At 62.6% G+C, this 26549-nt stretch carries 24 protein-coding genes and 1 pseudogene; 16 read left to right on the forward strand and 9 right to left on the reverse strand.

Going from position 1 to position 26549, the window contains the following annotated elements:
* Nucleotides 1-97: 97 nt before the first annotated feature.
* Nucleotides 98-6022 (reverse strand): DUF3320 domain-containing protein, encoded by a 5925-nt coding sequence (locus tag IY145_RS10970; RefSeq protein WP_196408246.1) that lies wholly within the window; start codon nucleotides 6020-6022, stop codon nucleotides 98-100.
* Nucleotides 6023-6606: 584 nt separating this feature from the next.
* On the opposite strand from IY145_RS10970, the gene IY145_RS10975 reads away from it, so the two are divergent.
* From IY145_RS10975 to IY145_RS10995, 5 genes are all read left to right on the forward strand, one after another.
* Entirely contained in the window at nucleotides 6607-7824 is a 1218-nt protein-coding gene (locus tag IY145_RS10975) for a DUF932 domain-containing protein (RefSeq protein ID WP_196408247.1), read from the forward strand.
* Between the two features lie 156 nt (nucleotides 7825-7980).
* The gene (locus IY145_RS10980; protein WP_196408248.1) at nucleotides 7981-10110 is read left to right on the forward strand and encodes a ParB/RepB/Spo0J family partition protein; all 2130 of its coding nucleotides are present in this window, start codon (nucleotides 7981-7983) and stop codon (nucleotides 10108-10110) included.
* 67 nt (nucleotides 10111-10177) lie between these two features.
* Nucleotides 10178-11269: a toprim domain-containing protein gene (locus IY145_RS10985; RefSeq protein ID WP_196408249.1), complete on the forward strand. Its 1092-nt coding sequence runs from the start codon at nucleotides 10178-10180 to the stop codon at nucleotides 11267-11269.
* A 270-nt stretch (nucleotides 11270-11539) separates the two neighbouring features.
* Nucleotides 11540-12478: a DUF2493 domain-containing protein gene (locus tag IY145_RS10990; protein ID WP_196410502.1), complete on the forward strand. Its 939-nt coding sequence runs from the start codon at nucleotides 11540-11542 to the stop codon at nucleotides 12476-12478.
* A gap of 110 nt (nucleotides 12479-12588) precedes the next feature.
* Nucleotides 12589-13980, forward strand: a complete 1392-nt coding sequence (locus IY145_RS10995) for an IS1182 family transposase (RefSeq protein ID WP_196408250.1) — start codon at nucleotides 12589-12591, stop codon at nucleotides 13978-13980.
* 218 nt (nucleotides 13981-14198) lie between these two features.
* Here the strand turns inward: IY145_RS10995 and IY145_RS11000 are convergent, their stop codons facing one another.
* Nucleotides 14199-14498, reverse strand: coding sequence for a hypothetical protein (locus IY145_RS11000; protein ID WP_196408251.1), 300 nt, complete (start codon nucleotides 14496-14498; stop codon nucleotides 14199-14201).
* A gap of 736 nt (nucleotides 14499-15234) precedes the next feature.
* On the opposite strand from IY145_RS11000, the gene IY145_RS11005 reads away from it, so the two are divergent.
* The gene (locus IY145_RS11005) at nucleotides 15235-15558 is read left to right on the forward strand and encodes a DUF736 domain-containing protein (protein ID WP_196408252.1); all 324 of its coding nucleotides are present in this window, start codon (nucleotides 15235-15237) and stop codon (nucleotides 15556-15558) included.
* Nucleotides 15559-15706: 148 nt separating this feature from the next.
* On the opposite strand, the gene IY145_RS11010 is transcribed toward IY145_RS11005, so the two are convergent.
* Complete coding sequence (locus IY145_RS11010) at nucleotides 15707-15946, reverse strand: helix-turn-helix transcriptional regulator (RefSeq protein ID WP_196408253.1); 240 nt, start codon at nucleotides 15944-15946, stop codon at nucleotides 15707-15709.
* Between the two features lie 216 nt (nucleotides 15947-16162).
* Here IY145_RS11010 and IY145_RS11015 point away from each other — a divergent pair, with 216 nt between their 5' ends.
* Nucleotides 16163-16444, forward strand: coding sequence for a hypothetical protein (locus IY145_RS11015; protein WP_246721950.1), 282 nt, complete (start codon nucleotides 16163-16165; stop codon nucleotides 16442-16444).
* A gap of 26 nt (nucleotides 16445-16470) precedes the next feature.
* Here the strand turns inward: IY145_RS11015 and IY145_RS11020 are convergent, their stop codons facing one another.
* Entirely contained in the window at nucleotides 16471-16785 is a 315-nt protein-coding gene (locus IY145_RS11020) for a helix-turn-helix transcriptional regulator (RefSeq protein WP_196408255.1), read from the reverse strand.
* Between the two features lie 145 nt (nucleotides 16786-16930).
* Here IY145_RS11020 and IY145_RS11025 point away from each other — a divergent pair, with 145 nt between their 5' ends.
* The 5 genes from IY145_RS11025 (at nucleotide 16931) to IY145_RS11040 (ending at nucleotide 19493) form a co-directional block, all read left to right on the forward strand.
* On the forward strand, nucleotides 16931-17197 hold the full coding sequence (locus IY145_RS11025; RefSeq protein WP_196408256.1) for a DNA -binding domain-containing protein: 267 nt from the start codon (nucleotides 16931-16933) through the stop codon (nucleotides 17195-17197).
* 201 nt (nucleotides 17198-17398) lie between these two features.
* Nucleotides 17399-17614: a transcriptional regulator domain-containing protein gene (locus IY145_RS26555; RefSeq protein WP_409455324.1), complete on the forward strand. Its 216-nt coding sequence runs from the start codon at nucleotides 17399-17401 to the stop codon at nucleotides 17612-17614.
* Nucleotides 17535-18149, forward strand: a complete 615-nt coding sequence (locus tag IY145_RS11030) for a DUF2285 domain-containing protein (protein ID WP_196408257.1) — start codon at nucleotides 17535-17537, stop codon at nucleotides 18147-18149. The genes IY145_RS26555 and IY145_RS11030 overlap by 80 nt, the downstream gene beginning before the upstream one ends.
* A 142-nt stretch (nucleotides 18150-18291) precedes the next feature.
* Nucleotides 18292-18576 carry a helix-turn-helix transcriptional regulator gene (locus IY145_RS11035; protein WP_196408258.1) on the forward strand — a complete coding sequence of 95 codons (285 nt, stop codon included), beginning with the start codon at nucleotides 18292-18294 and terminating at the stop codon, nucleotides 18574-18576.
* 17 nt (nucleotides 18577-18593) lie between these two features.
* Complete coding sequence (locus IY145_RS11040) at nucleotides 18594-19493, forward strand: replication initiator protein A (protein WP_196408259.1); 900 nt, start codon at nucleotides 18594-18596, stop codon at nucleotides 19491-19493.
* 245 nt (nucleotides 19494-19738) lie between these two features.
* Here the strand turns inward: IY145_RS11040 and IY145_RS25690 are convergent, their stop codons facing one another.
* The 5 genes and pseudogenes from IY145_RS25690 to IY145_RS11060 all read right to left on the reverse strand — a co-directional run bounded on the left by IY145_RS25690 (nucleotide 19739) and on the right by IY145_RS11060 (nucleotide 24441).
* Complete coding sequence (locus IY145_RS25690; protein WP_246721952.1) at nucleotides 19739-20575, reverse strand: helix-turn-helix domain-containing protein; 837 nt, start codon at nucleotides 20573-20575, stop codon at nucleotides 19739-19741.
* 282 nt (nucleotides 20576-20857) lie between these two features.
* Nucleotides 20858-21283, reverse strand: a pseudogene (locus tag IY145_RS26560) (TniQ family protein); the annotation flags it as partial.
* Nucleotides 21270-22166, reverse strand: coding sequence for a TniB family NTP-binding protein (locus IY145_RS11050; protein WP_196408261.1), 897 nt, complete (start codon nucleotides 22164-22166; stop codon nucleotides 21270-21272). The pseudogene IY145_RS26560 and the gene IY145_RS11050, both read right to left, overlap by 14 nt.
* Entirely contained in the window at nucleotides 22163-23833 is a 1671-nt protein-coding gene (locus tag IY145_RS11055) for a Mu transposase C-terminal domain-containing protein (protein ID WP_196408262.1), read from the reverse strand. The genes IY145_RS11050 and IY145_RS11055 overlap by 4 nt, the downstream gene beginning before the upstream one ends.
* Nucleotides 23830-24441, reverse strand: a complete 612-nt coding sequence (locus IY145_RS11060; RefSeq protein WP_246721956.1) for a TnsA endonuclease N-terminal domain-containing protein — start codon at nucleotides 24439-24441, stop codon at nucleotides 23830-23832. The genes IY145_RS11055 and IY145_RS11060 overlap by 4 nt, the downstream gene beginning before the upstream one ends.
* A gap of 190 nt (nucleotides 24442-24631) precedes the next feature.
* Here IY145_RS11060 and parA point away from each other — a divergent pair, with 190 nt between their 5' ends.
* Genes parA through IY145_RS11080 form a run of 4 tightly spaced genes read left to right on the forward strand, consistent with a single transcriptional unit; the run spans nucleotide 24632 to nucleotide 26545 of the window.
* The gene (parA, locus tag IY145_RS11065; RefSeq protein ID WP_196408264.1) at nucleotides 24632-25267 is read left to right on the forward strand and encodes a ParA family partition ATPase; all 636 of its coding nucleotides are present in this window, start codon (nucleotides 24632-24634) and stop codon (nucleotides 25265-25267) included.
* A complete protein-coding gene (locus IY145_RS11070) occupies nucleotides 25264-25521 on the forward strand; it encodes a hypothetical protein (protein WP_196408265.1) in 258 nt (85 codons plus the stop codon). The genes parA and IY145_RS11070 overlap by 4 nt, the downstream gene beginning before the upstream one ends.
* Nucleotides 25518-26027 (forward strand): DUF2840 domain-containing protein, encoded by a 510-nt coding sequence (locus IY145_RS11075; protein ID WP_196408266.1) that lies wholly within the window; start codon nucleotides 25518-25520, stop codon nucleotides 26025-26027. Before IY145_RS11070 ends, IY145_RS11075 begins: the two co-directional genes overlap by 4 nt.
* The gene (locus tag IY145_RS11080) at nucleotides 26024-26545 is read left to right on the forward strand and encodes a S26 family signal peptidase (RefSeq protein WP_196408267.1); all 522 of its coding nucleotides are present in this window, start codon (nucleotides 26024-26026) and stop codon (nucleotides 26543-26545) included. Before IY145_RS11075 ends, IY145_RS11080 begins: the two co-directional genes overlap by 4 nt.
* The last annotated feature ends 4 nt before the right edge of the window (nucleotides 26546-26549 follow it).

Raw genomic sequence — 26549 nt, forward strand, 5'->3', positions numbered from 1 at the left:
AAGTTGAAATTCTCAGGCGTTGCTTGAGATGACTCGCGTTCAGTCACGCTCTTGATATGAAGAGTGCTTTTGCAGCACCCAACTGCTTGGCGCCGAGCTATGCCTGCCTGTTGATTTGCGACGCAAGAGCCACCGCAGCTTCAAATCGGTCCCTGGTTGATGCAGCGAGGCGGCCCAGACGAAAATGCTCTTGAATTTCACGCACCAGTTCTTCGCCTTCGAATCCATCACCGTGCAACTCAACGGCGAGGCTCGCGAGTTCTGGAATCGGAATATCGCCATGGTCCCGTCGATCGCCTCGACGATACGGCGTCAACACAAGAGTGTTGGCACCCGACGGCCATACGATCTCTCGCTCGCCCTCTTTGGACGTGGGCACACGATCGGCTCCGAGCGCGGTCCTCACGATTCCACGAATCCTTTCCGCCGCTCGCTGAAAGCCATGCGCGCGTGAAATGCGGTCCACAAGAACGTCGAAATAAATTGGGCCTTCCGTCTCGACAACATAATCGACCATTTGGCGCAAAATAGGTCGATAGTCTCTATCATAGAAGCGTGCTTGTTCTGGCGTAGCGATCGCTGCCGGATCGGCGACGACGTAAAGCGCTGCAGGCGCGCCGCTTTCCCGCTTGCGTGCGTATATTTTCGTCTCTTGGATCGGTAAGGAGTCGTTCGCAGGTTCATGCACAGTGACGTTTTCAACGATCGATGAAGCGCTAACCAAGTCATGTTCAACAAGCTCTGCTTCGCCAACCTCTTCGTCGTCTTTCGGGAGCGCCTCCAACGAATTCGATCCCAGATCCGGAGTCGGCACCTGCTTTGCGCGGTCGACCTCCAGGTCGGCTTCCAAACGTGCGTGTAGTTTATCGAAAGCCGAGGCGGCGTCCATCCACCACTCGGTGCTCCAGATACGTCGAATGGTCCAACCAAGGTCGGTCAGCACCCACTCGCGGAGGCGATCTCGATCTCGCGCCGTTGCCGACCGATGATAGGAGGCGCCGTCGCATTCGACACCTGCGAGATATCGTCCCGGATGATCTGGATGTACGACGCCGAGATCGATGCGGAAAAATGAGACGCCAATTTGCGGGTGAACCTCCCACCCCTTGGCTTCGAGCGCGCGCTTGACCGCCGCTTCGAATGGCGACTCGGTGTCGAGTCCCGTGGGCGCAAAGGATTCCGCTATAGCGCGGGTGCCGTTCTGCGCAAATTCGAGGAAGTGTTTGAAGTCGATGACTCCCTTGGCGTTTGTGCGCCCAAGGTCGATCTGCTCGGGCCGCAGGGTCGCAAAGACGAGGAGTTCATGTCGCGCTCGGGTGACAGCGACATTTAGTCGCCGGTGTCCTCCGGCGCCGTTCAAAGAGGAAATTTGGGCGGTTACTCGTCCAGTCTGATCCGGCCCTACCGCGACTGAAAAAATGATAACATCTCGTTCGTCACCTTGCACATTTTCAATGTTCTTGACCAATGTGGGCTCGGGTGTCTGACTACGGTCGAAGAACCGCTCCAACGATGGATCGCTGCGTCGTTCTTGATCGAGCAGGTTCTCGATCAACCTTTGCTGTTCTCCATTGAAAGTGACCACGCCTACGGAATGCGGCGACGTTTTCAGCCTTCGCACGACCTCCTCGACCACGGCCTGTGCCTCCTTGCGGTTGGTTTTGCTGCCCCCCCGCTCGTAGACGCCGCCGTCGACATGCACGTAACGAACGGCGTCGTCTCGGGTGACCGGCGACGGAAAGGTAATCAGATCGCCTCTGTAATATTTGGCATTGGAAAAAGCGATGAGGCTTTCGTGACGGCTGCGGTAGTGCCATTGCAGCCTCAGGCTCGGAATGTTCGAGGCGAGACATTCGTCGAGAATGCTTTGTTGGCTGGGGAGACCCGCGGTCTCATCATCGCCTTCGGCTGCTCGTTCGCCGACGCTAGTTGGGGGAAGCTGCTCGGGGTCGCCGACGATCACCGCCTGATTGCCACGCGCGATCGCGCCGATGGCATCCCAAACCTGAATTTGTGAAGCCTCGTCGAAAATCACGACATCGAAGGATTTGGCGTCGGACGGTAGATATTGTGCGATCGACAGCGGGCTCATCATGACGCAGGGCGTGAGCCTAGTGAGAACGGTCGGTATGCGGCCAAACAGCTGGCGCAGAGGCATATGTTGCACTTTCTTTTTGGTCTCACGCGCGAGGGCTCCCCATTCTGGATCAGCGCCAAAATTAGTCTCCGAGGGGATGGACCCGCCTATCCGCGCGCGGACAATCTGTTTCGAGAGTTCCGAGACCTTTTTGTCGGCGGCCGTAAAGGCCTCGATTTTGGCTTCGTGCTGCACGGCGAGGAACGAGCTGAGAATATTGTCTTCGTTGACGAGTTTTTCAGCGAACCAGCGAGCATAGGAAAATTCGAAAGTCGGCCGAACTGTGGTAGCCGTGACCGCTCCGGCCTCGATAGCGGCGACGAGGGGCCCGAGGCCGAGGTTTGCTCCAATATTGGCGGCGGTCCTCCAGCTCGTCCACTCCGGCGCCTTGAGGATACTTCCTTTCCAGCGACTCGTACGCTGGAGCAGCTCTTCATCCCAGTCGGGGCGAGGCTCCAATAATTCTTGTGGATCAATGAGTCCTGCACAATGTCCCAATTCGAGGATGGCTTCCCACGCCGTATCCCACTCCGTCCGAACCGCCTCGAACGCCACCGTTACAGTCCCCCCGGGCGCGAACAAATGGGCAAATTTAGTCAGAAGCAACTTTATATGGTCACGGAGCCATCCGGCGTCGCCGTTCTCGGTCACGAATCCGCTCGTGGCCGAACGCATGTCGGCGGCCCATACCATTAACCGATCGAAGCGAGGAATGTCCGTGTCGATCCCGCGCCACAGACGTTCCAGTCCGGCGAAGGCCGGTTTCATTCTTTCGGTTTCGGCCATGATCCCTGCGAGGCGCTGAAGACCTACGAGATCATGCCCTATGTCCTGTGGCAGTTCGCCCTTGCAATAAGGTTTCAGCAACAGGCGAACCTTATTCTTCTTGGCCTCTCGGAACAGGAAGTTTGTCGCGCAGGCGTCGGTCCAATCACGCTGGAGTTGCGATAAATCGAGGCGAGTAGCCTCCAGCGCATAGTCGGTGTCCAGCTCCGCCGCCGTCGCCTGAGCTCGTGTCACAACCTCCTTCAAGTCACTCAATGTCCGATGGAATCGGTCGGTCGTTTCGTCGGCAAGCAACAAAGCACACAGATCGCCTTCCGTCGCTTCGGGCCGAGTGAGCAACGTTCCCAAAGTTTCGAGTTCTGACAATTGCGCGAGGCCACGCACCCGTTGCTCCAAACCTATCGAAGCGACGAATGCCTCGGTTGCTGCCCTCAACCGCTGCACGGCGGTATGTACGCGATCAATCAGGGCTTGCATCTCGCGCGCCCAAGCCGGTGTCCATCTCGTCTGCTCAATCCCGCGCAAAGGGTGCGTCGCTGGAGCGCCAACGGCTAACATAGTTGTGGCGAGGTCCGTACAAGCCGCACGCAAGGCTGCGAGATTCTGTGGCGTATGATCAACGCCGGCCGGCCAAGCAAGGCCGACATCAAGAATTGTCCCTTGATCTGCGACTACACGCCCGAACGCCTCATAGACAGTCATTCCGTTCCCGCGCCGACAGTGCAGAGCTGAGACAAGCCGGTTCAGTTCGTCGCGTTTGGCTTTCAACTGCGCGCTGGCTTCCAGCCAGCTTTCCTCGTCCGCGTCGCCGCGTTCACGCCAAGCCGTCGCAAGTTGCTCGATCACGCTGGACTTCTGCGCCTTCGTTGAATGCACCTCCAGGCAATACCCGCCAAGGCCAATGTCGTTGAGACGGCGACGCACGACTTCCAGCGCAGCTGTCTTCTGCGAAACGAACAGAACAGATTTCCCATGCGCGAGACAGTTCGCAATCATATTAGCGATGGTCTGGCTCTTGCCGGCTCCGGGCGGCCCGAATAGCACGAAGTCCTTGCCGCGTTGCGCGGCAACGACGGCCGCTAGTTGGGACGAATCTCCCGAGAGCGGCGCGAAAAGCTCGGATGGATCGATGGCGTCGTCGAGACGAGCCGGATCGATGAACTCTTCCGATGTGCCCGCATAGGAGTGCGTTGGCGTTTCGATAAGATGACGCACGAGCGAGTTTCGCATGAGATCATTCGTGCGGTCGACCAAATCCTTCCACATGAGATATTTCGTGAACGACAAGGTCGACAGTACGACCTGTTCGACGACTTCCCATCCCTTAATGCTCTTCACATGCCGCTGGACGATCCGCCAGACTTCCGCGACGTCGATCCCTGATCCGTCACGCGGAAGTTCGCCGTCCAGCTCCGGCATCGACAGTTCGAAGTCCTGCAGCAGCATCTGAAGCAGAGTCGGATTAAAACGAACCTCGTCTTCATGCAGTTTGAGCCGAAAGCCGGATCTCACGCTCTTGCGCTCCAGACTCACCGGAACGAGAAGAAGTGGCGAACGATAGGGGCCGGCTCCATCTTGCGGTATCCACTCCAAAAAACCGAGGCACAGATAAAGTATATTTGCGCCGCCCTCCTCGAATGCCAGCCGCGACGCACGGAACAAATCGGTGAGGCGTCCTTCCAGATCGGCTTCGGCTACGTTCGTGTGAAGTTCCTCACGCCCCAAGGCTTCAAGAACGAAGCGCTTGCGTCCGTCCTCATTCTGCCGATTGACGATAAGCGCGGGATCACGTCCGTCACTCCCGTCGAGAACTGCCGTTCGGCTAACAAGCTTGAACCGACTTCCCGCCGAGAGCATGTCCTCGAGCTTTGCAGCATCTGGACATTCAATCGCAATTGTCGTCTTGCCGTCCTTGAAATTGAGGAGACGGTTACGCAACGTCAGGTCGAGAAGACTGCGCTTCCAGCTTTCCAGCCGATCGAGCGGCTTGTCGTCCCTTTTCTTGCGGCGATCCATTTCCTCTGCGAACCGCGGCGTCTCCTCGAGGACTTGCGCTTCAATGGCGGAAGCTTTCGGTTCGATAACGGGGCCGGTGTTGCCGCCGAGATCGAGTGGTTTGATGCTGGCGATGCGAGCACGTCTAATGTCGACGGCAAGTTCGAGGACAGCTTCCGTACCCTCGGCGATCTGCTTGGCGCCTTGCTCGACCGCGTGTTTGAAGCGTGCGGGCTCTGCCCCGGTCAGGAGCGTCGTCTCAACGAGAATCATTTCCTGGAGTTGAACACGCTTGCGCAGCATTTGCGCGTCATCGACGACGCACTCCGAGAAGTCCTCGTCCACAAGCCAAACGCCGACGAAGGCGTGTCCCTCGGTCAAGACGACCAGCGGATTCAGACCGGCCTGTTCGAGGCATGAGGCATAGAACAATGATAAATCGAGGCAGGTCCCGACTTTCCGCGACAGAATATCGCTTGGTCCACGCACCTGCTGGCCTTGGCGCTCGAAGCTCTTGGGCGGCAGCACATAGGCGATGGAATGTCCCACGAGAGCAGCCCAAAGGGCCTCGGCAATCTCCCATGCTCGGGTCTTCTTCCCCTGCTTATATCCGTCTACCGCGGGATCGCGACCAGCCTGCGAGAGTTTCTCGGCGGCCTCCCGCAAAATCACGTCGACGCTGGGGTCGGTCGGGCGCACGAACGCGGCGAGAAGCTCAGGCGCCGATCCCGCTCCGCCCCAATGCGACGGCGGCAACAGGTTCACTTCGACCTTGCATTTAGAGTGCGCAATTCCATCGACCTCAACGACGATGTGGATCTCGGCGCGGCGCGACGCTGAGAGACCAGCTAGAAAAACTGGGTCGAGTAGCAAGTCGAGGCTGCGAATGTGATAGGTGGTCTTGTCGGCGATGCGGTCGACACGCCACATGCCGGGCGTCAAAAATGGCGGCTCAGAAGACAAGTGGACCGAAACCTCGCTGAGGTCTCGCCCGATGTCGTTTTCAAGGGTCAGTTCGCGCAGAATAGGGACGGCGTTTTGGTAGAACGCGACGTTGACATTTTCGGCGACCGAGCAACCGATTTTCAATTCACCGTCCGACATAATACTCCCCAACTTAGGGTTATTGAGCGCAACTCACTGCTGAATTTAGACCCGCTTGCCACGACGCCTGCCGCCTGAGCCCACCGAGACATGACCGCAGGATCGAAATCCCTGATACGTATATCATGAAAGCCGGAGCGAGAGCTCGATGAATGCGGCATACCGCCATTCCGCCGCTTTGAGCGCTACGTATTTGGTAAATAACAATATATTTATCCTCGCGACCGAAAGGTTGACGAATGTGATGAGCTCGCTTCCCAGGACTAAGCGCTCCTCCGGCAGATGTCGCCGTCTTGACGTCCATCCAGTCGTGCGAGAAGCCGACGCGGTCCACAATCAAAGCGAATGCGCCAGAGAATTGAAGCCCCAAACAGACGAGGGGATTGCGTAGATCAAAGGCATCTATGGCAAGACGCTCCGAACTATGCGATCGGTTTGCTTTCCCGCTAAATTGGTCGATCTGTGATCCATTCTGTTGGCGTTGCCCTTGAACCGCACTTCCAGAGAAAGAGGCGTGCCTCGCTTTCACGGCGGGTTGAGGGCCGAGAGAGAGTCTCGCGGCGCCCGTCGCGGAGTCCTGGATCATGAACATCGAGATTTCGAAGGCTACAGCCGATGTGGGCGGCGCTTCCGAGTTCGGCGTCTCATCTGGTTTCAAGGTCGACCTGTCTCGCGGCGACCGTGTCGGCCGGGTGTCGTCCGAATGGTTTTCCCGGCCCGACGACGAGCGATACCTGTCGCTGTCGGACCTGTTGGCCGCCGTTCGCGGCCGCTTCGAGCGCAGCCACGCCCGAACGGTGGAGAGCGCAACGATCCGCGTGGAGGCGCGCCGCGCCGACGCAGTGCGCCTGACGCTCGTGCTGCCGGGCTCGGCCTCGCCGGTGGCGCCAACGCATTGGAGTTTCAGCCAGCTCTGCTCGTTGGTCGGGGCGCCCGCCGGTTATCTCCGCGAGTTGCCGGCGCCGCTTGCCGGCGTCAATCTCCAGCATGGCCTGCTGTCGCATCGCGCCGAGCTGGTCAAGACGCTCGAGGCGGACGATGGCAGGATCGAGTTGCGCGCGGTCACTGGTCCGGACTATGGCCGTATCTGGGATCATGAGCTGGTCGCCGCCGTGATGAAAATCGCTGGAAACGGCACGGGCGACACGCGCTGGAAGGTACCCGGCGTTCTCGACTGGGCGACCATGACCTATAATCCGTTCGTGGATGTCGCCAAGGAGACGACGACGCTTTATGCGAGCGATCGTGACGTCTTCCTCTTCCTCGTCGACGACACGCATCCGATCGAAGCCGGCCGGTTGCCGAACGGCGATCCGGATTTGTACTTTCGCGGCTTTTATTGCTGGAACAGCGAGGTCGGATCGAAGACGCTCGGCATCGCCTCCTTCTATCTTCGCGCGGTGTGCATGAATCGGAACCTTTGGGGCGTCGAAGGATTCGAGGAGATAAGCATTCGGCACAGCAAATTCGCGGCGCAGCGCTTCGCCCATGAGGCGGCGCCGGCGCTCGAGAATTTCGCGCGGTCGTCGCCAGCGCCTTTCATCGCGGGCGTGAAAGCGGCGCGCGAACGCATCGTCGCCCGCAAGGACGACGAGAGGGAGACGTTCCTGCGTAAGCGCGGCTTCAGCAAGGCGGAAACGGCCAAAGTGATCGCGGCCGTTCTCGAGGAGGAAGGGCGGCCGCCGGAGAGCATTTTCGATTTCGTGCAAGGGATCACGGCTGTCGCGCGTTCCAAGCCGCATCAGGACGCGCGGCTGGAGCTCGAAGGCCGCGCCAAGGCGCTTCTCGCGCGCGCCGCCTGACGGCCAAATATCGCTGCGCCGGAAGTTTTCGGCGCAGCGCCTCATCGACATAGCTGGCGCGGCCCGAACCCGAGAGGTAGAGGGCTGCGCCGATCTTCGTGACGAGTCGTAGGATCGAGAGAAAGTCTCTCGGCTGCTCGTCGCGGAGTTGATCTCATGGCAACCGCGGTTCAGAAAATCCACCTCAGCGCCTCGCGCGATATCCCCTTCAACAAGCTGGTTCTCTCCCAGTCGAATGTCCGCCGGATCAAGGCCGGCGTCTCGATCGAGGAGCTCGCCGAAGACATCGCCCGCCGCACGCTGTTGCAGAGCATCACTGTCCGTCCGGTGCTCGACGCCGACGGCTCGGAGACCGGCATGTTCGAGATCCCGGCCGGCGGCCGGCGCTATCGAGCGCTCGAGCTGCTGGTGAAGCAGAAGCGCCTGGCGCGCACCGCTCCCATCCCCTGCGTCGTGCGCACCGACGGGACGGCCGAGGAGGACAGTCTCGCCGAGAATGTCCAGCGCGCGCCGCTGCATCCGCTCGATCAGTTCCGTGCCTTCCTCACGCTGCGCGAGAAAGGCCAGAGCGAGGAAGAGATCGCCGCCGCCTTCTTCGTCGGCGTCGCCGTCGTCAAGCAGCGCCTGCGTCTCGCTTCCGTGTCGCCGAAGCTGCTCGATGTCTATGCCGAGGACGGCATGACGCTCGACCAGCTCATGGGTTTCACCGTCAGCCCGGACCACGAGCGGCAAGAGCAGGTCTGGGACGCCATTCAGCGCTCCTACAATAAAGAGGCCTACCAGATTCGCCGCTTGTTGACCGAAGGCGCGGTACGAGCTTCGGACAAGCGCGCGCAATTCGCCGGCGACGATTATGCCGCGGCTGGCGGCGCGGTCATGCGCGACCTGTTTCAGAGCGACGACGGCGGCTGGCTGCAAGACGTCGGCCTTCTCGATCGTCTCGTCGCCGAGAAGCTGGAGCGCGCGGCGGAGAGCGTGGGCGCCGAGGGTTGGAAATGGGTCGGGGTCGCGACCGATTTTCCCTACGGCCATACATATGGGCTGCGTTGCATCCAGGGCGAACGCCCGCCTCTGACGCCGGAGGGAGAAGCCGCGCTCGAATCGCTGCGGACCGAAGCCCAGCAGATCGAAGCCGCCTTCGCCGACGAGGATCAAATTCCCGAAGATGTGGATCGTCGTCTCGGCGAGATCGAAACCGCCATGGCGGAGATCGAAGAACGTCCGGTGGCTTATTATCCTGATGATGTTTCCCGAGCGGGCGCCTTCGTCAGCATCGACGGCTCCGGCCGGCTGCGCATCGAGCGAGGCTATGTGCGTCCAGAAGACGACGTGCAGATCGCTGAGCCGACAGTCGCCGAGTCGGATGGCGAGGCCGACGCCGACGCTTCTTCGGCGGTGGCGTCGGCGGCGTCCAGGGCGGTCGAGCCCGACGGCGACAATATGGTTCGATCCGAGCCGGCGGAGGAAGAGGACGAAGGCATTCGGCCTCTGCCTGACAAGCTTTTGACCGAGCTCACGGCCTATCGGACGCTGGCGCTGCGCCGAGCCATCGGCGACGATCCCGCCGTCGCCTTTCTCGCGGCGCTGCATGTTCTCTGTCTGAAGTTGTTCTATCGCTACGGCTCGGACTCCTGCGTGGAGATCGAGCCGAAGAACGTCGCCTTCGGCAGTCTGGCGCCCGGCCTCGGCGACGCGCCGCTCGCCGCCGCCGTCGACGCCCGTCATCGCGACTGGTCGTCGCAACTGCCTGCGGAACCGGGAGATTTGTGGGCTGCGCTGACGACGCTCGACGTCGCGGCGCGGCAGGCGCTCTTCGCGCACTGCGTCTCGCTGACCGTCAACGCCGTTCACGAGGCCTGGAACCGGCGGCCCAGAGCCATCGCCCATGCCGATCGCCTCGCGCAGACCTTGTCTCTCGATATCGCCACCGCCGGCTGGACGCCGACCGTGGATAATTTTCTCGGCCGCGTGACCAAGGCTCGCATCCTCGGAGCGGTTCGCGAGACGAAGGGCGAAGCCTCGGCGCGACAGATCGAGCATCTGAAGAAAGGCGACATGGCGGTCCAAGCCGAGCAGATGCTCGTCGGAACGGGCTGGCTCCCCGAACCGTTGCGTACGCCCGGTCGCGCGTTCCAGCAGTCGGGCGCCGTCGACGTGCCTCACCACTATGATGAGCCGGTCGAAGAAACGGCGGCGATCGAAAGCGAAACGGCTATCGACGAAGACACGGCGCAGAGCGATGCTGACAGCGGGTCGACGGACGATCCCGAGACCTGCGCCGAATAGACCTCCCCGAGGCCGAACCGAGGGACTCGCTAGAAATGGCGGGTCCCTTTTTCTTTGGAGGAGGCCCATGTTCGATTCACCGGCCGAGTTGGCGCAGCGTCTCGCGCGTGACGCCGAGGCGGTATGCCGCCATTATCTCTCGAACGGGCGCCGCGAAGGTCGCTACTGGCTTGTCGGCGACGCCCGCAACACGCCGGGCCGCAGCCTCTTCGTTCGGTTGACCGGCGCCGACAGCGGCAAAGGCGCGGCAGGGAAATGGGTCGATCCCGCATTGGCGGAACATGGCGACTTGCTCGACATTATCCGTGCGAGTTGCCGCCTCTCCAATTTCCGCGATGTCGCCGACGAGGCGCGGCGCTTCCTCGCCATGCCGCGTTTCGAACCCGGTCAAGAACCGGCGCCGCGTGGACCGACGCCCGTGCCGAGAGGCTCAATCGAATCCGCACGCCGACTGTTCGCCATGGCCAAACCGATCCGCGGCACGATCGCAGAAACATATCTCCGCAAACGTGGCATTACGACTCTGCACGAAGCCGCCAGTCTTCGCTTCCATCGACGCTGCTATTATCGCCGACAGAGCGACGGCGAGGTCGAGCCATTGCCGGCGTTCATCGCAGCCGTCACCGATCTTTCGGGTGTCGTCACCGGCGTTCAACGCACATGGCTCGATCCGACTGGCGCCGACAAGGCGCCGGTGGACACGCCGAGGCGAGCGATGGGTCGTCTCCTCGGCAATGGCGTCCGCTTCGGCGTCGTGGACGACATCATGACGGCAGGAGAAGGCGTCGAAACCATGTTGTCGATCCGCTGCGTTCTTCCCACTCTGCCGATGGTCGCAGCGCTGTCGGCCAATCACCTCGCCGCCCTGATACTTCCTCACACGTTGCGACGTCTCTATGTCGCGCGCGACGACGATCCGGCAGGAGACATGGCGGCCGAGACGTTGACGAGACGAGCCGCGGCGCAAGGGATCGATGCGGTGATACTCTCGCCGACGCTCGACGATTTCAACGACGATCTGCGCTACCTCGGCGTGGACGAACTGCGGGCAGCTCTCCGCATTCAGCTCGTTCCGGAGGACGTGGCGCGCTTCATGAGCCCGGCAGAGCGCGCGCCGGCCGACCGAGCGCGCGTCGGCGCAACTCGACTTCGCGCATGATCGAATACCTGTCCCGCATCGGAAGAGCCGCGCCCACGGCCTTCGAGAGGGGCTATGTCCTGCGGCAATCGATCCTGCCGTGCAACGGCGGGCGGCGACAATTTTCCGCCGCCGGATAAATCCGGCTTTGCATCGCGACACAAAATTGCCGCCGTCCGCCGTCCTCCGCTCCGCTTCGGCCGCTCGGCGGTGCAGGCCGGCTCTGTCTTGCCGCTTCGGACGCCCACGAAGGCCGCGATGGGCGCGGCCGATCCGACAGAGGGCGACGCCATGACGATCAACCGCGACGATACCGAACACGAGCCTCCGCACGCCTCATCCCCGATCGACCGCGTTCTCACCGAGCTTCAACTCTACGGCCACCGTCCCTTCCAGGACGAGCCCGACAGCCGGCCGCTGCCCGAAGCCGCAGCCATCGCCGGCGCGACCGCGGACATGTTCGACGCGCTCGTCGCGACCCTCGGCGACACCCGCCTCGAGCCTGATCTCGAAGACCTGCTCTGGTCGAGCGTCAATCTCTTCCACCGGGCCATACTCCGCATCGAGCGCGAGCTCGACGACAATGAGCAGGCGCAACGCCGAAGCCAGAAGGAGCAGGACGGCTCGGAAATCCGCTCCGTCGAGCTCGAGCGCCTGATCGCCGAGGGAATGACGCTGGTCGAGCGTCGCGACAGCATGGAGCTCTTTCGCGACCATGCCGCCGATCAATTCGAACGCCACACCGGTTCGACTTGGCGCCCGCGCGCCGGTTCCAAGGTCAGTCATCGCGCGCTCATCTCGGCGATGATCGACAGCCGCGATTTTCTCGCCGCCCGACGCCGGGCGGAGAATGAGGCGCTGCTTCCCGCCGGACCGAAGGTCGCCTTCACCGGAGGACTCGATTTCAACGATCACCGGGCGATCTGGGATCGACTCGACAAGGTCTTCTCCAAGCACCCAGACATGGTGCTGCTGCATGGCGGTTCGCCGAAAGGCGCAGAGCGCATCGCGGCCTGCTGGGCCGACAATCGCAAGGTTTCACAAATCGCCTTCAAGCCCGACTGGGCGCGACATGCGAAGGCCGCGCCCTTCAAGCGCAACGACCAGATGCTTGAGGCACTGCCGATCGGGGTCATCGTTTTCCCGGGATCGGGAATATCCGCCAATCTCGCGGACAAGGCGAAGAAACTCGGCATCCCCGTGTGGAAATTCGACGAGGGCGGCGCGTGACAGGCTGTGTGAAAACCTCCTGAGCTTCGTTCTCAACGGGGCTCCTTTTCCTCGCGCATTTCACCAAATCAGTGTATAAATTTAAGTATATAATTCAATATGGAGCAGATATGAGCTACGTTACCGGAGATGATCGGCATCAGTCAGCTTTACTGCCGCCTGCTATCGAAGATTATGTTGAGAAAACTGCGCCCGTTCGGGCCATCGATGTTTTTGTCAACCAACTCGATTTCTCAGCTCTGCGTTTCGGACGGGCCGTTCCAGCGTCAATTGGTCGACCGGGCTACGATCCCAGAGACATGTTGAAGCTTTACATCTACGGCTATCTCAATGAACTCCGCTCCTCGCGACGACTAGAGCGCGAATGCCGGCGAAATCTCGAACTGATGTGGCTCGTTCGCCGGCTGGCGCCAGATCACAAGACAATTGCGGACTTCAGGCGAGACAATGGAGCCGCGATCGTCGGCGCCTGCCGCGCTTTTGTGCTTTTCTGCCGGGATCAGGGGCTTTTCGCCGCCAGGCTCCTAGCCATCGATGGCGCGAAGTTCCGTGCGGCGGCCAGCCCGATTCGCGTCATGGACCGACGCCGGATCGCAGAGGAGGCAGATAAGGTCGACGCTCGTATCGCGAGTTACCTTTCCGACCTCGACAAAACAGACGCGAACGAACCTGCCGACGATCCCGACGCGATCGCAAAGGCGATCGTGGCGCTAAAAGAGCGTCGAGTCGACCTGGATCGACTGTCAGCGCGTCTCGATCAGGACGCGCGCAGCCTGGTTGTCGATGGCGAGCTCGACGCGCGGCCGATGGGGTTCGGCCGAGGCGGGAAGCCGCCGTCGTACAACGTCCAGACCGCGGTCGACGCCGACACCGGCTTCATCGTCCATCACGAAGTCACAGACGAGGTGAACGACACGCGCATGCTTCACCCGATCGCAAAAGCCGCGCGCGATCTGCTCGAACGAGAGGAGCTGATCGTCGTGGCCGATACGGGCTACTCTAATGGCAACGCGGCAGCGGCCTGCGAAGTTGATGGCATCACTGCCTGCGTCGCGGCCAAGCGTTCGGTCAACAATCGCGGCGACGGCACTCAGTTCGACCGCGCCGACTTCACATACGACGCGGCTCACGATCAATACACTTGCCTTGAGGGACGCCTGTTGCGGCGCAAAGGCGGCGTCAATCGAAACGGCTACTACTATGTGTCGAAGGATTGCTCGGGCTGCGCACTGAAACCGCGCTGCACACAGGCGGAGGTTCGCTGGGTCAGTCGACACCAAAACGAAGATGCTCTGGAGAGAATGTCGGCGCGCGTCGTCGCCGATCCGGGGCTAATGCGGCAGCGACGATGTTCGGTGGAGCATCCGTTCGGAACGATGAAGCGAATGATGTCGGGCCGATTCCTGACCCGAGGCCTTCCGGCGACGAGAACGGAAATGGCGCTCTCCGTTCTGGCCTACAACATGATCCGGAGCATCAATCTCCGGGCACAGGCGAGCTGAGGAATAGAGTTGGTTCACGACCGAAGGAGCCTCGTCGATGCCGAGGCTCCCCCGAGTTTTCACACAGCCTGTCACGCGCCGCCGCGCTGACCCGTCTCCACCTCCGGCGATATACGTCAGCGCATCGCGGTCGACGGCGAGGATTCCAATTTCAACGAAATTGCGCTATTCTGCCGCTCGCGCCATGGCGGAGGAGGAGGCGCGACTTCGCGACTTTGTCACGGGGGTCCGCCATGCTCGCCTTCGGCATTATGTTCAATCTCATCGGCCTCGGATTTTTCTGTTGGCTGCTGTTTGCGCTCGCAGCGCACGTCCTTCCTGCTTTCGTCGGCGTCACCGCGTTTTTCGCCGCGATCAATAGCGGCGCTGGCCCATTCGGCGCCATGCTCGTCGGCCTGGTTTCGGGAAGCGCTGCGCTCGCTGCAGGGCGGGTCGCATTCGCAGCGACGGCCTCGCCGCTGCTCCGCGCCATTATCGCCACGTTCTTCGCCGCTCCGGCCTCTATCGCGGGCTATCATGTCGCTCTCGCTCTCGCGATCGGCGTGACGTCTTCCGTCTGGCGAGAGATATTTGCGCTGATCGGCGCAATCATGGTGGGCGGATCGGCGTGGACGAGCGTTGCTCATTTTAGTTCGCCCGTTCCCGGGCAGGCTTTCGCGGCGCGCTGGTCTCATTTTCGCGTCAGGCGACCGAGCGAGGAATAGCGCTTTCGCCAAGTCGTCGTTTGGGCGAAGGCGGCGGGCGAATATCGTTTTTTTTAATTCGACGTCGACAACCGCCGCCCGCTCGAGGCTTCCACCGCTCGGGCTCCTTCGCCGCCGACAGTGGACGCTGTGATTGCAGTCGTATCGCTGTCTGTTGTCGATTTCTGATGCAGCGGTTCGCCGATTGCCGCCGATCGCCTCTCTTTCCTCTCTTTGAATTGCGGAGCACTTGTGCGGAGGTCCATGCTCGCGCCAGTTCTCCTTATCGAAAGCGCTGTCGAGCCCATGCGACCATCGCTGCCTCTGTGATGGCCTGATCTGGCCGAAGAGCGGCTGCGCCTCGATCGTCTGAGACGCAACGGCGGCGGCGTGACTTTCTTCCCCTGACGCCTGCGGCGTCATTCCTCGCGAGGCAACAAAGTCACGCCACCGCCGTCCTCCGCTGCGCTTCGGTCCGCGAGCGGATGCGTCGCCGATCGTCTTCGGCCTTTCGATCGCCATCGAGGCCGCGGTGGTCGCGGGTTCGGAAGCAATCGACAGGAGAACTATCATGGCGAACATCGGCTCCTTCAAGAAGTCCGGCAACGAGTTCCAGGGCGAGATCGTGACGCTCAGCGTTCAGGCCAAGGGCGTGCGCATCGTCCCCGAGACCAACCGCGCCAGCGACAATGCGCCGAGTCATCGCGTCTACGTCAAGAGAATTGAGATCGGCGCGTGCTGGTCGAAGCGCTCCGCCGAAGGCCGCGACTATCTCTCGGTCAAGCTCGACGATCCGAGCTTCCCGGCTCCGATCTACGCCAACCTCTTCGACGACGAGGAGGGCGAAGGCTACATGCTCATCTGGTCGCGCAGCCGCAAGCCCAACGGCGACTGAGCCGGATCGCGAAGTCCCGCTCGAACGGAGCGGGGCTTTTCGCCAACCATCTAGACATTTCACCGATACGGAAAGCCGCCGAGCCGCCTTACCGCGAGCGCGCGTCGAACGCGCTCGCCGCGGGCGAGGCGCGTACATATCGCGTTCGTCATGAGACCCTCTTCAATCGCGCTATCGCCTTCGCCGCGTCGAAGCCGAGCACGTCGGCCAGCTCCAGAAATTCGACGACGTCGACGCGGCGCTCGCCGCTCTCGAGCCGCGCCACGAACGACTGGTATTCGCCGAGCCGTTCAGCGAGGTCGGCCTGAGTCAGGCCCGCGGCCTCTCTCTTCTGGATGAGCAGATCGATTAGCGCCTTATGGCGTGGCGATCCGAGCGTCTTTGCCAAGCTTGCGTCCCGCGTTTGATGCGGGTCTTTACATAATCTGATTTCCAGATTATCTTAAAAGTAGATAATCGGATCGTCCCGGCCAAGTGATGCTACGAGACCCGAAGCGCTCTCTGTCAGAGACCGCGAGGAACGGTTTCGCCGACGATTCGCCGAGAGGGACGAGACGCCCATCGAATGGCCGTGGAAGTGAATATGCCAGAAAGACATTTCGCCATGGCTGCGTCCCTCGCGAAGATTTTCTTCGACACGCGCGAGCAGTTCGCCTGCGCGATCCGGGATGCTGCTATTGCACGCATAGAGGCCGGCTCTTCGACGGGCGGGCGCGCCACCAGACTTTCTATTCCCCGTCGCGCTGTCGATCCGCACATCGACGACGCGCTCTATATGATCGCCCGTGACGGCCTCGACAAGCTCGAGGACAACGTCCGAAACGCGATCGACGAGGTCGTTCGCGAAGCTTTGGATTCGAGCAGGAAAGGTTTTCCGCATAGCTGACTTGCGGCCGAACCTGTCTTCGATTTTCAGCCTTTGCGTCGATCCGCTTTCACGCTCTTACGCTTCTCCGGCTTTTTCGGAAGTGGCTTCGCATCGGATTTCCGGCGAGGAGCTGCTTCGACCAAGGCTTGCTCGTCCGGAGTGACCAGCGCGACATGATCCACGCCGAGCGCCTGAGCGAGCTCGAACAGGCTGACGACCGTCGGATTGCGGCGGCCCCGTTCGAGATCGCTCAGATATTGCTGCGTGAAGCCCGACCGTTCGGCGAAAGCCTCCTGTGTCAGGCCCTTTTCGAGCCTGATCCGCTTCACATTCCGCCCGACCAGCCGCCGCATATCCATGCGGAGAGGCTGGACCGTTACACACTTTGAGGTTTATCTACTATAATATGTATCTGCCGCTTTTCGCCGCTCCGACGAGCTTCCCGCGGGATTATCCGCTAGAATACGCCGCAGAGCGGCGCGCCGTCTTGAGGATACTTCGCTCGTGAGTCCTTCTCGTTCTTCTGCAATCAAAGATTTAGCTCCGACAGAGCCGCATCTGACCGAATATGATCGCGAGCACCTCGCGGTCTATCTTCGCTTGCTCGACGCCGCCGAGGACGGCGCCTCCTGGGAGGAGGCCAGCCGAATCATCCTCGGGATCGACCCTTCCCGCGAGCCGGCGCGTGCGCGACGCGCGCATGACACGCATCTCGTCCGGGCGCGGTGGTTGTCGGCCCAGGGCTATCGCGATCTGCTTCGAGGTTCCTGACATCGTAGCGTTGGTGAACGCCTTTCGTGTTCTGTGCTTACGATTTCAGTAATTCCGCATATTTGGCTTTGCGGCGAAAATGCGAAGCGCAGATGCGCCGTTCAGGCATTGCGTCATGCCGATCCCGTTCGTTGCGAACGCAGATTGTCGACAAGATCGGTCGACAATGATTCCTCACCCTTGATTTCGATGAGGAACGCCATGTCTACAGAAGATTGGCGGTCGCCGAGCGCGTACAATTATACGCGGAATTTGAGCTCGAGCGGTCTTGCATGGGAATTCTTGCGCCGCGATCCGGACTATCGAGCCGGTCACGCAAGGGCTCGTTCTCGAGCCGATGACGAAAACGCCTCTGCCGCTTCCGTGCGGCGCTGGGGGTTGCGATTTCGCCGTCGACCCCGCAATCCAAGCGATTGACGCCGATCTTTTCTGGCTTCCCGAATGGTCGACGAGCGTCGTCATCCTCACGGCGAGCCGCGTCCAACATCCCGCGCTGACGTTTTCTCCGTCGGATTGGCCGGGCCTGCGCGCGCGTCGCCCCGCGCAGGACGGCGAGCATTTTATTCTGAAATCCGGTAGCGACGAGTTTCAACTCTGGCTGCCGGATCCGCCCGACGAGACAAGCTACCTCGCGGCCGTCATACCGATCGACGACCTGGCGCCGCAACGCCTCGCCGTGATGATGCGTTTTTGGCGTCACGCCACCGGACAACGCTCCGGCGCCGGCGCGCCCACGCCCAAGCGTCGGCAACGCATCGATCACGCGCTTCGGGCGCTCGACGGTCACATGGCCGGCGCCAGCTATCGCGACATCGCCGAGAGCCTGTTCAGCCCGCAAAGGGTCGGCGCGGAGCCGTGGAAGACCTCGCCTCTGCGCGACAGCACGATCCGGCTGGTCCGCGGCGGCGTCGCGCTGATGCGCGGCGGTTATCGCAAATTCCTTCGCCGATAGTCTCGACCGCGACATTCGCGCCGGGGTGACGAATTCGCCATCGTCGATTTCGCCATCCCTCCATCCGTCGCTTCTCCGCCACTGTGATCGAAAGCGGCCGCCGACACTCGGCGGTCTTTCGCAGCATCACGGAGGCGCCTTCATGTCCGCAGCAGGCACCGAACTCCCGCCACGCTACCTGCGCACGCCCGAGGCCGCGCGCTTTCTGGGACTTTCGAGCCGCACGCTCGAAAAGCATCGGACCTACGGCACCGGCCCGCGCTATTCGAAGCTCGGCGGCCGTGTCGTCTACCGTCTCGATGATTTGCAGGCTTGGTTCGATCTCGGCGTCAAAGCGTCGACCTCCGACCCCGGCGTCGGAAAAGTCCTGCCCGCGAAACGTCATGCCGCCATTTCGCCGGCCTTCGCCGGCCAGCCGCGTCGCTGACGTTCAGGGGCGCGGCCATGATCGCGACGCACAGCAGAAACCTCTTTCACGACGCCGAGCGCGAGCAGCTCGAGCTTTTTCGGGCGCTTTCCGGCGACCTCGCCCCGCGCGACGCGCAGGATCTCATGGCCTACCCATTCTTCAGCCTCGCCAAATCAAAGCGCATCAAGCCGATCGACTTTCGAATGGGCGAGATCGTCATCAAAGTCGAGGCGTCCGTCGAGCATGGCATGGCGACGATCTGGGACGCCGATGTGCTGATCTGGGCCGCGTCGCAGATCGTCCAGGCGCGCGACCGAGGATTGCGGACATCTCGCCTGATGGCGTCCACCCCTTACGAAATTCTCACCTTCACCGGCCGGACCACCAGCGCTCGCGACTACCATCGACTGAAGGCGGCGCTCGACCGCCTGCAGGCGACGAGCGTGGTGACATCCATCCGTCAGCCCGCCGAGCGGCGTCGCCACCGTTTCTCCTGGATCAACGAGTGGAAGGAGACCGCCGATGCGAACGGAAGGCCGCTCGGCGTCGAATTGATCCTGCCGGACTGGTTCTACGCCGGCGTGCTCGACAACGCCTTGGTCCTCACCATCGATCGCGCCTATTTTTCGCTAACCGGCGGCCTCGAGCGCTGGCTCTATCGGCTCGTGCGCAAGCATGGCGGTAGCCAGCGCGGCGGCTGGAGCTTCGATTTCGAACATCTCCATGCCAAGTCCGGCGCGCTGTCGCCGTTGAAGCACTTCGCGTTCGATCTGCGCGACATCGTGCGTCGGCAACCACTCCCGAACTATCGGCTGTCGATCCGCCCGGGGCCGCAGGGCGGCGAGCGGCTCTTCTTTGTTCCCTTTCAAATCCCTGCCTCGGCGCCCGTGCTCTCCGCAGGCGATCCCCCGGCCACATCGGTGGAAAAGCTGTGAAATCGCTCGTGCTATCGAAAACCGTCGGACACGTGCCATCGAGGACCGAATCCGCGTGCCATCGAGGACCAAACCGGCTTCTAACCCTCCGCCCTGTCACGATTCACGCCGCTCCTAACTTTTCTAACTTGGAATCCTTCGGATTCCTTCTAACGGCCGGCCCCGAAATCCACACTGTCGGTGCGCGAGGTTTCGTGAACCGGGGCGAGGAATCATGAACTCGCTCCAGGATACGCGAACCGGATTCACGGACCTGGAGCAGGATCATGAATAGATCCCGCTCTGCGAGGACCGTGCTTCGGTCCCCACAATCGACGACGGCGCCCGGGCTTCGCGCGGCGATGTTTGGCCAGCAGCTTCGACGCGGCGTCGAGATCGAGGTCGACGCCGAATATCTCTCTAGCCCGATCGACGATCGCTTGCCGGCTCTGGCGAAGACGATTGCCAGCGATCCACTTCCCCAGCTCCTCGGCCTGAGCGCCGGTCAGAGCTGGTTTGCCCGTGGGACGTTCCAATGCAGCCTCGAGGCCTCCGGCCGCGCCACGATGGAGCCAGCGATAAATGCTATGCGGCTTGACGCCGACGAGCGCGGCAACCGCTTCGACCGGCGCACCGTCTCTCAGTTCCGCCAACGCCCTGAGCCGTTGGCGCCGATGCTTGTAGCGATCCTGCATGGATTGTTCACGCAGACGCGAGGCGCTCAGGCTGTCCAACCAGGGCTTCCACGCGCGCCGGCCCTCCGGCCGTTTGGCGCTTGCCGCTGCGAGTATGCCTCGCAGTCGGATTTTCACGACGTCGTCGAAGTCCGTGAAGCGAGCGAGCAGCCTTTCGAGATGCGGCGTCAGCAGTGTGGCGATGCTTCTCGACAGGCGCTCGTCGAGATCGCCCAACAACCAAGCCAGCAACAGCAACCCGCCATAGTTCTCCTTCCAGGGGATACGCCGCCGCTCGCTCTCGATCATTCCGAGATCGTGGCAGACGCCGGCGGACAGGCGATCACGCTGTCTCGGCGCGAGATAGCCACGCTGCTTACCCGTGTGACGTGTCCAGAACATCGCGTGAAGCACGTCGGCGAGCGCCATGGTCGTTGGCCAGTCCAGGGCGCCGATCCTGGGGAGGATCGTCGTTCCGCTTCGTTTGCCAGCGACGAGAGCCGCTTGCAGATCGAGAACGGCCGGATGCGCCGGAAGACGCTCGGCATGAGTCAGCGGGGCTGCGCAGCGACCGCAAAGAAAGTCGATCGGCTCCGAACCGGTCAGGCCGCGCAGCCACAGCGCCTTGCCGCAGGAGGGGCACTTTCCGATGAGCGTCGTCCCATGATGGGGGCATGCGCCTGCCCAACCAAGCGTCCAGATCAGCTGGAGATGCGGACGCGGCGCTTCGGAGAGGCATTGCATGCAGACGTCGACACGGCCGAGGCGAGCGTTGCGACTGTCATGAGCGGTCCATCGGTTTGCTGCAAATCGATCCGCCCGCTCATCATTCGGTTCGGCGGCCCAATCGCACAACGTCATCTCGACGAGACGCGTCACATCGACGCCGGTTCGGCTTTCGATCCGCTTCAACGTCGACGGATCGGGACGACGCCACCATCCACTGTCCCGCCGAACATCGACGCCGAATGCATCGCGGCAAAGAACGCGCGGCGTCATGCCGAGAACGGCGGAAAGCGCCGCCACCCAGGAGATCAGGGATTCGCCTTCGATCGGAGCGACATGCCTCGGCAACCCGGTGCGATCTCGCGAAGGGGCCGGGGCCGGCGCCACCTCGAACAAATCAGACAGCGACACGACGACGCTCGGAGGGACGAATGAAGCCCGTATCCTCGATCATGCGCGCGGAGATCGCCTCCGTGTCCGTCTCCACCGCCCGAACCGCGGCGCGGATGATCACTGCGATCATCTCGCCGAGCACGCCTTCGGATGCCGAGAGGATGCGAGCGCCGAGCGCGGACTCGGCGAGATGCGACGGCTTGCGCAGCGGAAGCACAGCCTCGAGCGTGTTCAGCAGTCGGCGATACTCGCCGTCGTCGCTCCATAGCGGCAGAGGATGCGGCTCGAAGCGATTGACGAGTTGGTCATCGCTGCGGATCGCCCGCAGCGCCTCGGCGGTGCCGACGCCGACCAGCGGAATCTGCAGTTCGTTGCCGAGCCAGCGCAGCAGGTTGAGCAGCCGACGCTGCTGCATCGCCGAACCCGACAGCACGTTGTGCAGTTCGTCGATCACCAGCATCCGCGTTCCCGTCGAACGCATGACGCGGACAACCGCGTCCTGCTTGGTGGCGATTCGATCGCGTGGGCTGAACGGCATTCCGATCGCATCGAGAATCGCCCCGAAGAACCGGCCTTCGTCCGGACCAGGCGGCATCTGCACCTTCACGACGGGAAAAAGCGCAATCCCGTCATTGCTCTCGCCAGCGGCGGCTCCCGGGTGCGCCCGCCGAAACTTCTCGACGATCATGGTCTTGCCGTTGTTCGTCGGACCGACCAGCAACAGGTTCGGCATCCGCGTTCGCTTCGGGAAGCTCAGCAAGTCCTCCAGCGCCGCCAGGACGGCTTCCGCCCGTGCATAGCCGATCCAACGATCCGTACGGATGCGTCGTATGCGCGACGGGGCGTCTTCGTCAGCGAAGCGCCGGACCGAGGGATGCAGATGCGCATAGTCGTCGCTCATTCCCACTCCTCGACCGGGAACATCCGTTCGTGTGGGGCCAGGCCCTCGTCGATCTGCAGGAGCCGATCGGCTTCATCGTGCTCTATCGGAAGCAGATCGGAATGACCCGCGGCGACAGCGTGCAGACGCCGCTCGCGCTGCCGTCTCGCCGCTTTGCTGGAGCGAACGGCGCCGTCGGTGATCGCTCGCATGGCCTCGATGGTGCGGAAGATAGCTTCCTCGTCGACCAGCGAGCGGCCGCTTTCGTGCAGTCGCTTCAGCGCCAGACGGTGCTCCCACAGGCTGATCGGCGGACGCCGCAGATCGCGATAGCTGAGGTCGTAATACACTCCGTCGGGACCGAGCAGATAAATACGGCTGAGATCGCGCGGGTCGTAGCGCACGATCATCGGCTCGGGATGGCCGATCCAGGTGCTCAGCACGTCCGCCCAATAGGCGATCGAGTGCAGCGCCACGCCGTCTCGGCGAATCCGGCGCCGTGCGATCGGCAAGAAGTCGATCAGGAATCGGCGTGGATCGGCTACGGCAGTCGGCTCGCCGCGTCCCAACGTCGTGTCGTCCCCGGCGACGCCTCGTTTCCAGGCAGCCAACGGCGTGACGCCGAGGCCGCGATGCAGATCACGATGATAGACGCCTGCGACTGCGTGACCGAGCCAGCGCTCCACCTCGTCGAGTGTCATCGCCGCCGTCTTCTGTGGGTCCAAATCGCCTCTCTCCTGCACGTCGGAAAAGGTCGTTCCCGGCAGCAGATGGACCTTGCCCATCATCGTGCCGATCAGCCGCTCGATGTGGCCGCCATAGTGCGGCGTGCGCACCGGCCTGTAATCGATGGCGATCCCATACTGTTCGCAGCCGCGCTTCAGCGCCTCGGACCGGAACTCCTTGGCGTTATCCAAGTGCAGGCGTTCGGGGATGCCGCGCACCGGCCATTCGGCGTCGATGCCGCGCTCGGCCAGCCAGCTCTCCTTGGAAAGCGCAGCATGGCTCAGGCACAACGCGACCGAGGTCGCGGATGGCGGCTCCAACGACAAATGGAAGCCCGCGACGCAACGCGTGCAGACGTCGATCGCCAGCGTCAGCCAGGGCCGCTGAATCGGCGCGCGCGTCTCGCTGTCGACGACGATCACGTCGACCAGCGTATGGTCGATCTGAATCAGCGACAACGGCCAGTGGGCTTCCAGCGATCCGACCACCGGGAGAAAGCGCTCGCGCGCCGCCTTGCGGCCTTCGCGCTTCGCGACAACCTCATGGGCGGGACGCGCCTGCACCCGGGCCGTGATCGCCTTGCGGCTCGGAACGCGCAGACCTTCCACGACGCAACGGCGTCGGACTTCCTCGACCAGATGAGTGATCCGAGGTCGCTGACGCGTCAGATAGACCGTGTCGATGGCCTCGCGGATCACCGCGTCCACTTCCTCATCGAGCAAGGAGACGCCGCGTTCGGGACCACGACGGCTCGGCAGCAAGCCGGTCAGGCGCGCGTCGGCGAGGTAGCGCCGCAGCAATGCATAAGTGTGGGTCGCCCCATATCCGAGCTCACAAGCGGCCGCCAACGCGTCGCGTCGCGTACGCGCCGGATTCTCCGCCAGTCGCCGGATCACCGGGAGACAGCGTCGCGCTTCATCCCAGGCGGCGGCGCCGATCATCGAGAGGTCGGGCGTGTTCATGGCGCAGTCACCGGCGTCTCGGCCGTGATCGGCGCCGTGAGATCGACGGCGAGCGCTCCGCGGGCGATCAGCCGCCAGATCACGGCGAGAGCAACCTCGCGCGTAGCCGGCAGATCATCCACCAGATCGCCGAAACTGACGGCATGGGCGCGCGCATGGGCGACGGCTCGCTCCGCCAGCGCAGTGTCGATCGGCGCGCGCCTGAGCGGCAACAGCCGCTTCGCTGCGTCGAGGCGCGATCCGCGGATCCCACGCTCGGTCGCGATCCTGAAGCGCGCGCCATTGCCACGCGCCCAAAGTCGCGCAGCGGCGAAAGCGGGTCGGAAACGACGCCAGCCGTCGCGCAGATCCTTACGGTACTTGATCTCGATGATCTCGCAGCGGCCGTCGCCCCAGTCGACGCGGAAGTCCGGCGTGTACCGCCGCTGGCGGCCTTCATGCTCGAACCAGATCGTCATCGGCTGGGCCGTCACCACGGCGCCGGCATCCATGAAGCTCACGAGCGTCACGAAGTCCCGCTCCAGCGCGCTCTCATGCTCCGCCGTCCCAGTCGCCAACGCCTGGAACCCGGTCACATGCGACCGATGGCTGAGAGGAATGCGCCGCAAATCGCTCTCCATTTACGGAACGATTCGGTTCGAAAACCTAGCACATTTTGGGGTCAGTTCACAAACCTGGAACCATATCGATGCACGCAAACCATTCTGCGGATTCAGATCCGCCAAATCATCGATTCACGAAACCTCGCGCACCGACACACACTGTGGACAACTATCGGATTTGCCGTCGAGGCGCGCCATGATCGTCGCGCTCCTCAACCAGAAGGGCGGCGTCGGCAAGACCACTCTGGCGCTTCATCTCGCCGGCCGATGGGCCCGCGAGGGCAAGCGGACGATCGTCATCGACGCCGACCCACAGGGTTCGGCGCTCGACTGGTCCGAGCAGCGAGCCAGAGAAGGGCTTCCGAGGCTCTTCGGAGTGATCGGCCTGTCGCGAGACACTCTGCATCGTGAAGCCCCGGAGATCGCTCGCGACGCCGACCATGTCGTCATCGACGGGCCGCCGAGGGTCGCTGCCCTGATGCGATCGGCGTTGCTCGCGGCCGACGTCGCGCTCGTTCCCGCGCAGCCTTCGCCGTTCGACGGCTGGGCGTCGAGCGAAATGCTGAAACTCATCGACGAGGCCCGCATCTTCCGGCCAGAGCTTCTCGCTCGTTTCGTTCTCAATCGCTGCGCGACCGGCACGATCATCGCGCGCGAAACGGCCCAAGCTCTCGCCTCCCATGAGCCGCCGGTGCTCGCCTCGCGCATCGGTCAGCGCGTCGTCTTCGCAGACGCCGCGCGCAGCGGCCGCCTCGTCTCGGAAACGGTCAACGGCGCCGTCGCTGCGCGCGAGATCGCCGCGCTCGCCGCCGAGTTGGAGAGGCTCGCATGACATCGAGCAAGCCTCCGCGCGGCTTCGCCGAACGTCCGAGCGACGCAGACGCCTGGATCAAGACCGCCGACCGGAACGAGCGCGGCGCCGCGTCGAAGGCCGAGCAATTCACGGCGCGGCTGACCATCGACGTGACGCCCGATTTGCGTGGCCGCATCAAAATCATCGCCTTTCGGCGCGGCGTCACCGTCGCCGACATGCTGCGCGACCTGCTCGCGCGTGAATTTCCCCGAGACGATGGAGGCCAGTCGTGAACTCGGACATCCCAGTCGCTGGAAGGACCGCCGAAGGCGCCATTTCCTCCCTTACGCACGTCGAGCTCACCTTCATTCCCAAGCGCGTCGAATTCTGGATCAGGTTCGGCCGCGTTGCCGAAGAGAGGACGCTCGATCGCCGCCGGCGCATCGTCAGCTTTGCGTCGAACAGCATCTTCGCACTCGTGCGCTGGGCGGCCAATGAGCACGGCACGATCATTTCGCGCATCGACATTCTGCGCGCGGTGTCGCAGGGCGAGGCCTTCTCGACCGTGCCTTTCGTCCGTCCCGGCGGTGACATTTTGCTGCGCCTCAACAGCTGGCCGAGAGTCGAGCGCGCATTGCGAGCGATCGATACCGTCGAAGCAATCGGCGTCGATCCGGCCGACGCCGCACCGGATTATTGGCGGCATGTCCACAATCGTCTGACCGTCGGCAGCGAGCCGCGAGCCTATTCGCGACAGCGGCACGACGCATGGTTGCTGCGACAGAAAGTCATGTCATGACGCCGCGCATCATCCTCGCAGTCATGTGTTCCGGCGTTACGGCCGCCGCGCTTCCACCGCGCATCGGCGTCGCGCCGGGCCTCGTCTGGAACGTCAGCGCCAGCGTGCCGATCGGGTTCTATCTCGTCATGCCGCCGGACCACCTTCAAGTCACCGATCTTGTCGTCGTCGAGCCGCAGCGGGCGGTCGCCGACTTCCTCGCAGAGCGCAGCTACCTGCCGCGCGGCGTCCCGCTTTTGAAACGCGTTCTTGCGCTTCCCGGACAGACAGTCTGCCGACGGAACCTCACCATCATCGTCGATGGAATCGAAGTGGGAGCGGCGCGCGAAAGCGACCATCTCGGACGCGCGCTTCCCGTTTGGCAGGGCTGTCGCAGCATTGCTGACGACATGATCTTTGTCATGAATTGGCAATCGCCGAACTCGCTCGACGGCAGATACTTCGGCCCGACGCCAATCACCTCGATCGTCGGCCGCGCGACCCCGCTCTGGACCACAGAGGAGGCGACGGAAGAATGATTGC

The sequence above is a fragment of the Methylosinus sp. H3A genome, from assembly GCF_015709455.1.
Classification (GTDB): domain Bacteria; phylum Pseudomonadota; class Alphaproteobacteria; order Rhizobiales; family Beijerinckiaceae; genus Methylosinus.